Source organism: Sphingomonas sp. G5, assembly GCF_052660795.1.
This window is the reverse complement of the sequence record NZ_CP109660.1, coordinates 2,388,674-2,401,219: the sequence shown is the minus strand read 5'-3', so window position 1 is coordinate 2,401,219 and position 12,546 is coordinate 2,388,674. Positions and strand designations below refer to the sequence as shown.

The 12,546-nt window shown below is 68.9% G+C and carries 10 protein-coding genes; 9 read left to right on the top strand and 1 reads right to left on the bottom strand.

Going from position 1 to position 12,546, the window contains the following annotated elements:
* Positions 1-35: 35 nt before the first annotated feature.
* Entirely contained in the window at positions 36-1,157 is a 1,122-nt protein-coding gene (gene serC, locus NE358_RS11570) for a phosphoserine transaminase (RefSeq protein WP_116239042.1), read from the bottom strand.
* Positions 1,158-1,256: 99 nt separating this feature from the next.
* Between serC and NE358_RS11565 the strand changes: the two genes are divergently transcribed.
* The 9 genes from NE358_RS11565 to NE358_RS11525 all read left to right on the top strand — a co-directional run bounded on the left by NE358_RS11565 (position 1,257) and on the right by NE358_RS11525 (position 12,545).
* Positions 1,257-1,955, top strand: coding sequence for an iron-dependent transcriptional repressor DtxR (locus tag NE358_RS11565; RefSeq protein WP_141376059.1), 699 nt, complete (start codon positions 1,257-1,259; stop codon positions 1,953-1,955).
* A 240-nt stretch (positions 1,956-2,195) separates the two neighbouring features.
* Complete coding sequence (locus NE358_RS11560) at positions 2,196-3,116, top strand: M23 family metallopeptidase (RefSeq protein WP_246077984.1); 921 nt, start codon at positions 2,196-2,198, stop codon at positions 3,114-3,116.
* Between the two features lie 337 nt (positions 3,117-3,453).
* Positions 3,454-3,951, top strand: coding sequence for an HNH endonuclease (locus tag NE358_RS11555; protein WP_289938658.1), 498 nt, complete (start codon positions 3,454-3,456; stop codon positions 3,949-3,951).
* A gap of 48 nt (positions 3,952-3,999) precedes the next feature.
* Complete coding sequence (locus NE358_RS11550) at positions 4,000-4,557, top strand: cysteine hydrolase family protein (protein ID WP_116239041.1); 558 nt, start codon at positions 4,000-4,002, stop codon at positions 4,555-4,557.
* A gap of 244 nt (positions 4,558-4,801) precedes the next feature.
* The gene (imuA', locus tag NE358_RS11545; protein ID WP_246077983.1) at positions 4,802-5,443 is read left to right on the top strand and encodes a DnaE2-dependent mutagenesis accessory factor ImuA'; all 642 of its coding nucleotides are present in this window, start codon (positions 4,802-4,804) and stop codon (positions 5,441-5,443) included.
* Positions 5,443-6,987 carry a DNA polymerase Y family protein gene (locus NE358_RS11540; RefSeq protein WP_103206254.1) on the top strand — a complete coding sequence of 515 codons (1,545 nt, stop codon included), beginning with the start codon at positions 5,443-5,445 and terminating at the stop codon, positions 6,985-6,987. The genes imuA' and NE358_RS11540 overlap by 1 nt, the downstream gene beginning before the upstream one ends.
* Before the next feature lie 33 nt (positions 6,988-7,020).
* Positions 7,021-10,506, top strand: coding sequence for an error-prone DNA polymerase (locus NE358_RS11535; RefSeq protein WP_289938652.1), 3,486 nt, complete (start codon positions 7,021-7,023; stop codon positions 10,504-10,506).
* Between the two features lie 64 nt (positions 10,507-10,570).
* The gene (locus tag NE358_RS11530; RefSeq protein WP_289938649.1) at positions 10,571-11,713 is read left to right on the top strand and encodes a DUF2510 domain-containing protein; all 1,143 of its coding nucleotides are present in this window, start codon (positions 10,571-10,573) and stop codon (positions 11,711-11,713) included.
* A gap of 166 nt (positions 11,714-11,879) precedes the next feature.
* On the top strand, positions 11,880-12,545 hold the full coding sequence (locus NE358_RS11525) for a peroxiredoxin-like family protein (protein WP_289938647.1): 666 nt from the start codon (positions 11,880-11,882) through the stop codon (positions 12,543-12,545).
* The last annotated feature ends 1 nt before the right edge of the window (position 12,546 follow it).

Genomic DNA, 12,546 nt, shown 5'->3' with positions numbered 1-12,546 from the left:
CCCGCCTCGGCGGGACGGCCTTCGTCATAAGCGGATCAGGCTTGCGGCAGGCGCTCGATCGTGTAGTCGATCGCCCCGATGAGGCGGCGCACGTCTTCGGGCTCGATCGAGACGAAGGTGGCCACACGAAGCTGGTTGCGGCCGAGCTTGCGGTACGGCTCGGTGTCGACGATGCCGTTCGCGCGCAGGCTCTTGGCGATCGCCGCCGCATCGATGCGGTCGTCGAAGTCGATGGTGACGACGACGGGAGAGCGGTCGGCGGGATCGCTCACGAACGGCTTCGCCACCGCGCTCGCGTCGGCCCACTCGTAGAGGGCCCTGGACGATTCGGCGGTGCGGGCGCCGGCCCAGGAGAGGCCGCCGTTGTCGAGGATCCATCCGAGCTGATCGTCGAGGAGCAGGAGCGTCGCGAGAGCGGGGGTGTTCAGCGTCTGCTGCAGACGCGAGTTGTCGAGCGCGTTCTTCAGGCTGAGGAACTCCGGGATGTAGCGGTCGGATGCCGCGATCCGCTCGATCCGCTCGATCGCGGCCGGCGAGACGGCGGCGTACCAGAGCCCGCCGTCCGAGCCGAGGTTCTTCTGGGGCGCGAAGTAGTAGACGTCCGCCTGCGACACATCGACGTCGATGCCTCCCGCAGCGCTGGTCGCGTCGATGACCGTGAGAGCGCCGGCATCCGCGTCCATACGTCGGATCGGGGCGGCGACGCCAGTCGAGGTCTCGTTGTGCGGCCAGGCGTAGACGTCGACGCCGGCGACGGCCTCGGCGGACGAGCGCGTCCCGGGCTCGGCCTTGCGCACATCCGGTGCCTGAAGCCACGGGGCGGTGGCGGCCGCGGCGAACTTGCCACCGAACTCGCCGAAGACCAGGTTCTGGCTGCGGTTCTCGATGAGTCCGAACGCGGCGGCGTCCCAGAAGGCGGTCGATCCGCCGTTGCCGAGGAGGATCTCGTATCCCTCGGGCAGACGGAACAGCTGCGACAGGCGCTCCCGCGTGCTGGCGACGAGGTTCTTCACCGGCGCCTGGCGGTGCGAGGTTCCGAGGATCGACGCGCCGCGGGTGACGAGGGCCTCGAGCTGCGCACCGCGCACCTTGGAGGGGCCGCACCCGAAGCGACCGTCGGTGGGCAGGAGTTCGGCGGGCAGTTCCACGTGCGGCATGGCACCGATTCTAGGGTCACCCCCGGACGCCGCCCGCGCTCATGTCGGACAGGGTCGGTAGGCTGAGAGGACTTGCCGCGCGACATCGAGGACACCCGCATGACCGATCTGATCGACACCACCGAGATGTACCTGCGCACGATTCTGGAGCTCGAAGAAGAGAGGATCGTGCCGCTGCGCGCGCGCATCTCCGAGCGCCTGGGGCACTCGGGACCCACCGTCTCCCAGACGGTCGGTCGCATGGAGCGCGATGGTCTCGTGGTGGTATCGGAAGACCGTCGCCTCGAGCTGACGGACTCCGGCCGCCAGAAAGCCGTCGATGTCATGCGCAAACACCGGCTCGCCGAGCGCCTGCTGAGCGACGTCATCGGCCTCGACTGGGCCTACGTGCACGACGAGGCCTGCCGATGGGAGCACGTGATGAGCGAGCAGGTGGAGCGCCGGCTCGTCGAACTGCTCGGCCACCCCACGGAATCGCCGTACGGAAACCCGATCCCGGGTCTCGATCAGCTGGGCGACGCCGCGAGTGCCACCTTCGACGTCGGTGTGATCGGCCTGGTGCGCAAGCTGACCGACGCGGGTGGACCCATCACCGGTACGGTGCGCCGGCTCGCCGAGCCCGCTCAGGTCGATCCCGAACTCCTGCAGCAGCTGAAGGCCGCGGGTGTGCTCCCGGGTGCTCGTGGCGACTACCGCTTCAACGAGGGGTACGTCCTCGTCCAGATGGACGGCGTCGACGAGGGGCTCGAGCTGCCCGTCGAGGTGGCCTCTCACATCTTCCTCGTCGCCGAGGACTGAGCCCGGCCGTTTTCCGCAGAGGTCCGGCCGGGCATCGCCTGGGAGCGGTTACCGAGGCGTGACTTGTTCGTTATCTTCGGGTAGCCTCAGAAAGTCCACAGGCGAGAAGCCCGCCGTCGGACCCCTCGCGGTTTGCCTCATCGGCTCGTCGTCCGCGCAGGGACCAGCCCGCACATCGTGCCCCACATTCGAGTGCTGACGAGCCAGCGTCCCCGAAGACGCAGAGGCGCCGGAGGAACTTTGGCTGAACACAACGAGCCCGCAGCGGACCTACCCGAAGGTGCCGCGACGGGACCCACTCGCAAGAGCACGCGCGCCGCGGTCGCCCGACCGACGAGCCGCGTCCTGCAGGCCGCGGCTCCCGCGACCGCCCCGGTCGCTCGTACCGCTCCCCCTCGTGGCGCCTCGTCGTCGCGCCGCGTCGGCAAACCGCTGCGCAGCGCCGTGATCCTCTCGATGGTCGCGGGCCTCGTCGCCACCGTCGCGATCCCCGCCTACGCCGCGACCATGCCTGCCGCCGACACCATGACGTTGCAAGAGATGTCGGCCGCCGACAACCAGTCGCTCGTCGTGGCCTCCGACGCGGCCGCCGAAACCCTCGACCGCAGCAGCTACTCGGCCACCACGGCCGATGAGATCCAGAAGAAGAAGGATCAAGAGGCCGCTGCTGCCGCCGCCGCCGAGCGCGCGCGCCAGCTCGCCGCCAACGCCTCGAAGGCGTCGACCTCGGTGAGCTCCATCGATCTGAACATGACCGCACCCGGATCGGGTGAGGTGCGCTGGCCGCTCACGAGCTACACACTCGGTCGCGGTCTGTGGGACTCCGGCTATCACCAGGGCGTCGACCTGCTCGCTCCCGGCGGTCAACCGATCTTCGCCGCCGCCGGTGGAGTCGTCAGCGTCTCGCAGGAGAGCTACGGCGGATACGGCGTCGCGATCGTGATCGAGCACGTGATCAACGGCCAGAAGGTGTCGACCACGTACGGCCACATGACCTACGGCAGCCGTCAGGTGCAGGCCGGCCAGACCGTCGCCCCCGGCCAGCTCATCGGCCTGGTCGGATCGACGGGCAGCTCGACCGCCAACCACCTCCACTTCGAGGTGCACATCAACGGCTCGGTGGTCGATCCCTACGCCTGGCTGCAGCAGAACGCCGGCTGATTCTTCTCTCGAGGCGGCGTGCCGGGGACATCGTTCTCCGACACGCCGCTTTCTGTTTCCCCCCTCAGCCGACCCCGGGCGTGTCGCAGTGGGTTAGCCTGTCACCGACGTCGGAAGAACCGAAGGGACATGCCGATGAACACCAGTCAGCGCATCCGCACCATGGATGCGCTCGGGCTGCTCGTTCTTCGGCATCGTGTGACCGGATGCCGTGGCTTCGCCGCGACTTCTCAGGCGCTGTCTGTCTAGACAGCGCCTTTTTCATACCCTTTCGCGCCTGCCGTCGTCGCGAGTCGAACATCCGAGAAGCCGTCTCGGCCATTCGAGAGGACGAGAAATGCGCACACTGGTGCTGAATGCGGGCTACGAGCCCCTCGCGGTCGTGTCTTTCAAACGAGCCCTCGTGCTCGTCATGAACGACAAGGCCACCGTCGTCGAGAGCGTCGACGAAGACCCGGTCTGGGCTGCCCGCGGAACCTACGATCGCCCGGCGGTGATCATCCTGACGCGTTACGTGCGGGTTCCGGGCGCCCGCCAGGTTCCGGTCACCCGCCGTGGAGTTCTGTGCCGCGACGCGCACCGGTGCGGATATTGCGGCAAGGCCGCGTCGACGATCGATCACGTGCTTCCCCGCTCCCGCGGTGGTAAGGACACGTGGGAGAACCTCGTGGCCTGCTGCCTGCTCTGCAACAACGTGAAGGGCGATCGCACCCCGCAGGAGATGCGCTGGGAGTTGCGGCTCGTGCCCGCACCTCCGCGGGGCTCGTCGTGGACCGTGCGCGGCGTGGACAAGAGCGACCCGCTCTGGGAGCCGTATCTGGCACTGGCGGCCTGAGTTTGGCATCCACCGCTCTTGTGGGGGGCGTGTGGTGGGATGAGGGGTATGACTCGTGCTCTTCTCGTGATCGATATGCAGAGGGGATTCGACGACCTCGCCTTCTGGGGGCCGACGGCCAACCCCGATTGCGAACGCAACGTCGTCGCCCTGATCGATGCGTGGCAGCGTGCGGAGGAGCCGATCGTCGTCGTGCGGCACGAGTCTGCGTCCCCTGGCTCTCCTCTTCACCCGGACGGTGAGGGCAACGCCCTCGTCGAGGCGGTCGCCGACGTTCCGGCGGATCTCCTCGTGTCGAAGAACGTCAATTCGGCGTTCTACGGCGATCCCGATCTGCACGCGTGGCTGCGTGAGCACGGCATCCGAGAACTGGTGATCTGCGGCATCCAGACGAATATGTGCGTCGAGACGACCGCGCGCATGGCCGGAAACCTCGGCTACGACGTGACGGTGGTGCTGGATGCCACGCGCACCTTCGACCTGAGTGCAGAGATCGCGGGGCTCGGAACCGTCACCCGTCCTGCCGCCGAGCTCATGGCGAACACCGCCCTCGTGCTGCAGCAGGGAGGGTTTGCTCGGATCGCCGCGACGGTCGATCTGGTCTGAAGCAGACATGCGTGCGGGGGCCGTTCTCGGCCGGATGCCGGGGGATCGGCGTGCTCGTTCGATCATTCGATCGGAGCTTCTGCGCAATGTCGGAGGTCGATCGTATCTTCGACACACAGGGATTGAGGTCATCGAACAGATGTTCTAACCTGTGGGAGTGAGGGCGATCGTGAGAGACCAGGTACAGGCCGTACCCGACATCCCTGCGCTTCGTGATCGCCTCGAGCGCATGCAGGGGCGGCGCATGGACGCCCCCGTCCTGCCGACGCACCCGGCGTTCTCCGCACTGCTGCCCGGTGGGGGGCTGCGGTCGGGGTCCGCATACGCCCTGGCACGTTCGGCCTCTCTTCTGCTGGCGCTCATGGCCCGTCCCTCCCAAGACGGCGCGTGGTGCGGGGTGATCGGCATGCCCGAGCTCGGTGCCGAGGCCGCTGAGAAGTACGGTCTCGATCTCGATCGTCTCGTTTTCATCCCCGATCCGGGCCCCCGGTGGTTGGCCGTGACGGCGACGATTACCGAGGTGCTTCCCGTGGTGGCCGTACGCCCACCCGCGGGAGCGGCGGCCGCGCGCGGGGGCGTCGAGGCCACGCGGTTGGCCGCGCGCCTGCGCGATCGCGGTTCGGTGCTGCTCGTGCAGGGGGCCTGGCCCCAGGTCGAGGCCGTGATCGACGTCGCCGATCCCCGATGGTCGGGAATCGGCCAGGGGCATGGGTATTTGGCCGGTCGTGAGCTGACCGTATCGGTGACCAGCCGCCGTTCGCCGAATCCCCGCCGCGCCCGCATGCTGCTGCCCGCGGCCGACGGGTCGATCGAGTTGCTGGGCTCCCCGGCCGAGCGTCTGGTTTCGCGTGACCGCGATGCTGTTCCCGTACGGGCAGTGGGCTGATGCACGCTCCTACGCGCAGCCTCGTGCTGTGGTTCCCCGACTGGCCCATCACGGCGTTCGTGAGCGAGGCTGTGAGTCCTCCTCGACCGGATGCCGCGGTGGCGGTGTTCGCCCATAACGTCGTCGTCGCGTGCTCGTGGGCGGCTCGGGCGCAGGGCGTGCGACGCGGGCAGAAACGCCGAGACGCGCAGGCGTTGTGCCCGGGGCTGCAGGTGGTGCCGGCCGACCCGGTACGGGATGTACGCGCATTTGCCCCGGTCGTCGCCCGGGTCGAGGAGCGCGCTCCCGGGGTGCAGGTCGTGCGCCCCGGACTCTGTGCTCTCCGGGCGCGGGGCCCGGCGCGGTACTACGGCGGGGAACTCGAGGCAGCTCGCGTGCTGGTCCGGCTGCTCGATGACGACGGGTTCGGGGGCGTGCGCGCGAGCGTCGCCGACGGGGTGTTCACCGCTGAGCAGGCGGCACGTTCGGCGGCTGTGGATGATCCCGTCCGTATCGTCGAGCCCGGTGAGGCCGGAGCCTTCCTCGCGCCCCTCTCGATCGCGACCCTCGAAGACGACGAGTTCGGGAGCCTGTTGGCGCGGTTGGGCGTGCATACCCTGGGCCAGTTGGCCGCGCTCCAGGTCGAGCGAGTACGAGAGCGATTCGGCGAGAGGGGAGTGCGTCTGCACGCGCTCGCCGGGGGACTCGATTCCCAACCGGTCCAGCCGCGTACGCCCCCGCCCGAGCTGCACCGCGACGTCGCGTTCGAACCACCGCTCGAGCTCGCCGACCAGATCGCGTTCGGCATGCGCGTGGCCGCCGAAGAGTTCATCGCCCAGCTCGGCGCGCACGACCTCGTCTGTACGGAGCTACGGGTCGTGCTCACGGGAGAACGGGGCGAGCGCAGTGAGCGCGTATGGCTGCATCCCGGTTCGTTCGACGCTGCGGGGGTGGTCGACCGCGTGCGCTGGCAGCTCGCCGAAGACGCACAGGGAATCTTCGGCAGCGGTGTCGCGGGTGTCCACATCGAGCCCGAGGCCGTCGATGTCGCGGCGCACCACGCCAAGGGACTGTTCGGGGCCGGACCCGACGAACGCGTACACCATGCCCTTTCTCGGGTGCAGGCCATACTCGGTCACCGCGGGGTCGTGACCCCGACGATCGGCGGTGGTCGCTGGCTCGCCGAGCGCCAGGTGCTCGTACCGTGGGGTGATCGTGTGGTCGCCGAGAAGGTGCGGACACGGCCGTGGCCCGGCAGTCTCCCCGACCCCCTGCCCGCCACCGTGTACCCCGAACCACGCCTGGTGGGAGTCACCGACATCGCGGGGGCTCCGGTCACTGTCGGGGAGCGCGATGTCGTGAGTGCTCCACCCGCCGTCCTCGAGACCGCGGGGCAGCGACGCCGCATCCGCGAGTGGGCGGGCCCATGGCCGATCAGTGAGCGGGGGTGGGACGCCTTGCGCGCTCGCAAAGCGCATCGGTTCCAGGTGGTGGATGCCGAGGGGGGCGCGTGGCTCCTGGTGGTCGAAGAGGGCGAGTGGCGAGCGGAGGGGCGGTATGACTGATCATCGACCCGGTCCCCGGGCGGAGGGGCGCTGATGGGTTGGACCAACCCTCCCGTGAAGTGGTCGGAGCTCGAGCGCCTGCTCAGCGACGCCCGCCGCCCCACCGGCGCTCCACCGAACGGTGACGGCGGCGACAGCCCGGCCTGGTCGCACAAGCGCGGGGCCTACGTGCCGCCCTCGATCGAACGCCCGGCCGACACCGTTCCCTACGCCGAACTCCACGCGCACTCGTCGTACTCGTTCCTCGACGGCGCCTCTTCTCCCGAAGAACTCGTCGAAGAGGCCGAACGTCTGGGCCTGCACGCACTCGCCCTCACCGACCACGACGGCTTCTACGGCATCGTGCGGTTCGCCGAAGCGGCCGAACAGCGCGCGGTGAACACGGTCTTCGGTGCGGAGCTCTCGCTCGGGCTCTCCGGCCCCCAGAACGGGGAAGCCGACCCGATGGGTTCGCACCTCCTCGTCCTCGCCCGTCAAGAAGAGGGGTATCACCGCCTTGCCGCGGCCATCACCCACGCCCACCTCACCGGTGCGGAGAAAGGGAAACCGGTCTACGACCTCGAAGACCTCGCCGAGCGCGCCGGAGGACCCAGCGACCCGCAGTGGGCGGTGCTCACCGGATGCCGCAAGGGGGCGGTGCGGCAGGCTCTCGCCTTCGAGGGCCCGGTCGGAGCCGCGCGCGAACTCGACACCCTCATCACCCTGTTCGGTGTGGAGGCCGTCTACGTCGAGCTGATGGACCAGGGCGATCCGCTCGATTCCCGACGCAATGACGTGCTCGCCGGTCTCGCCGCCGAGCGGGGCCTGCCGATCCTCGCCACCAACAACGTGCACTACGCCGCTCCGCAGAAAGAGCTGCTCGCGGCCGCCGTCGCCGCGGTGCGGGCGAACCGCGGCCTCGACGAGCTCGACGGCTGGCTCCCGGCCCACGCCGGGGCGCACCTGCGCTCGGGGGTGGAGATGGCGGCGCGGTTCCGGCGGTATCCGGGAGCGGTGGCCCGCACGGTCGAGCTCGCCGATGAGATCGCCTTCCCGCTGCGTCGGGCCAAGCCCGCCCTGCCGAAGCAGAAGGTGCCCGAGGGGCACACCCCCATGTCGTGGCTCCGGCACCTGGTGTGGGAGGCCGTCCCGCGGAAGTACCCCAACCTGTCCGACGACGACCGGCGCCGCATCGAGCGCGAACTGGGTGTCATCGAGATGAAGGACTTCCCGGGCTACTTCCTCATCGTCTACGGCATCGTCGCCGAAGCGCGTCGGCGCGGCATCCTGTGCCAGGGGCGCGGCTCGGCGGCCAACAGCGCGGTCTGCTATCTGCTCGACATCACCGCGGTCGACTCGATCTTCTACAAGCTGCCGTTCGAGCGGTTCCTGTCGAGCCTGCGCGACGAAGAGCCCGATATCGACGTCGACTTCGATTCCGACCGCCGGGAAGAGATCATCCAGTGGGTCTATGGCGAGTACGGGCGGGAGCGAGCGGCCCAGGTGGCGAACGTCATCCAGTACCGACCGAAGAACGCCGTGCGCGACATGGCCCGGGCACTCGGGCACTCCCCGGGGCAGCAGGACGCCTGGTCGAAGCAGGTCGAGCGGTGGGGGGCGACGCTCGAGACCGGAGCCGACCACGACATCCCCGACCAGGTCATCGAGTTCGCGTCGGAACTGCTGAAGGCACCGCGGCACCTCGGCATCCACTCGGGCGGCATGGTGCTCACCGACCGCCCGGTGGGCGAGGTCGTTCCCATCGAGCACGCGCGCATGGAGAACCGCACGGTGATCCAGTGGGACAAAGACGACGCCGCCTGGATGGGGCTGGTCAAGTTCGACCTGCTGGGCCTCGGCATGCTCGCGGCGCTGCAGTACTGCTTCGACCTCATCCGCGGGGCGACGGGCGAGAACTGGGAGCTGTCGACACTGCCCAAGGAAGAGAAGGCGGTGTACGACATGCTGTGCCGAGCCGACTCGATCGGGGTGTTCCAGGTGGAGTCGCGCGCCCAGATGGGCCTCTTGCCTCGACTGCAGCCGCGGAAGTTCTACGACCTCGTGGTGCAGATCGCCCTCATCCGTCCCGGGCCCATCCAGGGCGGGGCCGTGCATCCGTTCGTGCGTCGCAAGCTCGGACAGGAGGCGATCACCTACGTGCACCCCAAGCTCGAGCCGGTGCTCGAGCGCACGATGGGGGTGCCGGTGTTCCAAGAACAGCTCATGCAGATGGCCGTCGCCATCGGCAACTGCTCCGCCGAAGACGCCGACCTGCTTCGCCGGGCCATGGGCTCCAAGCGTGGGCTCGAGCGCATCGACTCCCTCCGCGAGACGCTGTACGCGGGCATGGCCGAGAACGGTCTGGAGGGGCAGGTCGCCGACGAGCTCTATGCCAAGATCCAGGCGTTCGCCAACTTCGGTTTCGCCGAGTCGCACTCGCTGTCGTTCGCTCTGCTGGTCTACGCCAGTTCCTGGATCAAGCTGCACTACCCGGCGGCGTTCCTCGCCGGTCTCTTGCGCGCGCAGCCCATGGGGTTCTACTCACCCGCCACGCTCACCGCCGACGCCCGCCGCCACGGGGTGCAGGTGCGTCGACCCGACCTCCTGCGTTCGGGAGTCGAGGCCACTCTCGAGAGAGTCGATGACACGCCGGGAAGGACCGGAACAGAGCGGGCGGATGCCGTGGGCCCGGCGGCGGAGACGGAATCGGAGCCCCATCCGGCAAGAGGTGTACCGACCGGGCTCGACGCGTGCGCGCACGCGGTTCAACCGCCGACGGGGGAGTTCGACCCTTCCGAAGCCGACGAGACGCGCGCTCATCGCCGCGACGGGGGATTCGCCGTGCGTCTCGGGCTGGCCGGGGTCACCGGAATAGGTGCCACGGTCGCCGAGCGCATCGTCACCGAGAGAGAGGCCAACGGGGACTACCGCGATCTGCGCGACCTCGTTCGCCGTACGGGGATGGTGACCGCGCAGCTCGAGGCCCTCGCCACGGCCGGCGCATTCGAGTGCCTCGGGCACACGCGGCGCGAGGCGATCTGGCTGTCGGGCTCGGCCGCTCTGGACCGCCCGGAGTTTCTTCCCGACTCGCTGGTGGCCGTGCAGCCGCCCTTGTTCACCGATCCGTCGAGCTATGAGATCCTCGCGTCCGACCTCTGGGCGACGGGGCTGTCGGCCGACGACCACCCGCTCACCCACTTCCGCGCCGCTCTCGATGCCCGCGGGGTGCTGACCTCGCGCGAGTTGCGCACCTGCGAAACCGATCGGCGTATCGAGGTGGCCGGGCTCGTCACCCACCGGCAACGGCCGGCGACGGCATCCGGGATCACGTTCCTCAACCTCGAAGACGAGCACGGGTTGATGAACATCATCTGCTCGGTCGGCGTGTGGAACAGGTACCGCCGGGTCGCACGCGAATCACCCGCTCTCATCGTGCGGGGGATGCTCGAACGCTCGGTCGAGGGAGTGACAAATGTGATAGCCGACGGGTTCACCGATCTCCGGGTGGGCGTGGCGCACGCGTCGCGAGACTTCCGATGACGTCGGATGCCATCACTAGACTCGGGCCATCTCGCCCGGTTCCGCACCTGACAGGGGAAACGACATGACTGACACTCCCACTCCGCCCGACGGCTGGTATCCCGACCCCGCGGGGGGCGGTGGTCTACGCCGCTGGAACGGCACGAGCTGGACCGATGAGGTACGTTCCGCGGGCGGCGAGCCGGCCGCGCCGAGCGAAACCGAACAACACGCTGCCGCTGACTCCGGGGCGGGATCGCGCACCGGTGAAGAGTCCGCCGCGTCCCCCGGGTCCGCGTTCGCCGAGGCATCCTCGTCGGCTGACGGTTCCACGTCTGCAGACCAGTCCGCGGCGGGCCACAGCCCCGCGGAGGGACTCGATAGCGACTCCCCGTCCGGTGGTGCGCACGCCACCGGGCCGTCGCACGACATCTCGGCGAGCCTCGACCCGCACGACGGTCCCGCAGCCGTGACCCCGGCAGGGGCCGCATCTACCGCAACCGGCACGAGCGTCCCGCCCGTGACGCCGCCCGCCGCCCCCGTCGCTCCTCCCGAGGCCCCGGCGTACACGTCGGCTCCGGCGTTCCCGAGCGCCCCGTCGTATCCCGCCGCTCCGGCGTACGGTGCGGGTGCGGCCGCCTCAGGTGCGGGTTACGGCGCGACTCCCGGCTACCCGAGCGCACCTCCGGTGACCTACGACACCGCCGCCCCCCGCCGCGACATCAAGACCAACACCGTGTGGGTGTGGCTGATGGTCTTCCTGCCGCTGCTCAGCCTGCTCGGCGTGGTCATCTTCGACTGGTCGTCGTACTTCCGTGACGCCTTCTACGCCGGCGTGTACTCGTACGATTCGGGTCCCGCGTCGATGGCCGGCACCAACGCGGCGACCGCACTCATCACCGTGGTGACGTCGGTCGTGAGCATCGTGGTTTCGGCGCTCACGGTGCTGTTCGCCTTCCTCGACTGGCGTCAGCTGCGCGCACGCGGTGTCGATCGCCCTTTCCACTGGGCTTTCAGCTTCTTCGTGCTGGCCATCGGCTCGGGGCTGGTGTACATCATCGGCCGCGGCGTCATCCTGCGCCGCCGCACCGGTTCGGGGCTCGCCCCGATCTGGGCGTCCATTGCGGTCAACGTCGCCGTGGTCATCGCGTTCATCGTCTGGATCGTCGTGCTGGTGTCACAGATGACGGCGCTCATCAGCGAGTTCTCCAGCAGCTACGGCTACTGACGCGAAGGGGGTGCTGCCGATCTATTCGGTGGTGCCCCCTTCTCTTCGTCGATGACGTTGCGTGACGTTATGTTCCGCTCCGCGACATCGTCGCCCGAGGCCTCTTTCGACTGACATACGCTCCTCGAACCGATGCCCGATGTCGGTACCGCCGGGGAGGCTACGCATGTCCACACCATCCATCGCTCAGCAGGTCGACGACTTCAACGTCGGCTTCGAATCACAGATCGGCGATCGCCTCGCCGCGGTCTTCTCCGGGGAGCAGAGCGAGCTTCGCGCCGCCGGTGTGCCGGACGGCGCGCTCGGAGAGGGCGACACGGCTCCGGACGCCGATCTGCTGAACGCCGACGGCGCGGCGGTCTCGTTCTCGTCCGTCCTCGACGACGCCGCGACCGTCGTCGTCTTCTACCGCGGCGCGTGGTGCCCGTACTGCAACATCACCCTGCGTACCTACCAGCAGGACCTCCTGCCGGCGCTCGAAGAACGAGGGGCGCAGCTCGTGGCGATCTCACCCCAGACCGCCGACGGCACCGCGCAGAGCCAGGGCAACAACAGCCTCGATTTCACGGTTCTGTCCGATCCGGGCAACGTCCTGGCCGACCGGTTCGGAATCGTCACGGAACCGAGTGCGCACGCCCAAGAAGCGCACACGGAGCTCGGATTCGCCGTCTCGGACAGCAACGCAGACGCGACGGCGCGCGTGCCCTTCCCCTCGGTGTACGTGATCGATCGGTCCGGACGCATCCGTTTCGCGGATGTCCACGTCGATTACACCTCGCGTACCGAAGTCACCGACATCGTCGGAGCCGTCGACCGCCTCGGCGACAACTGAT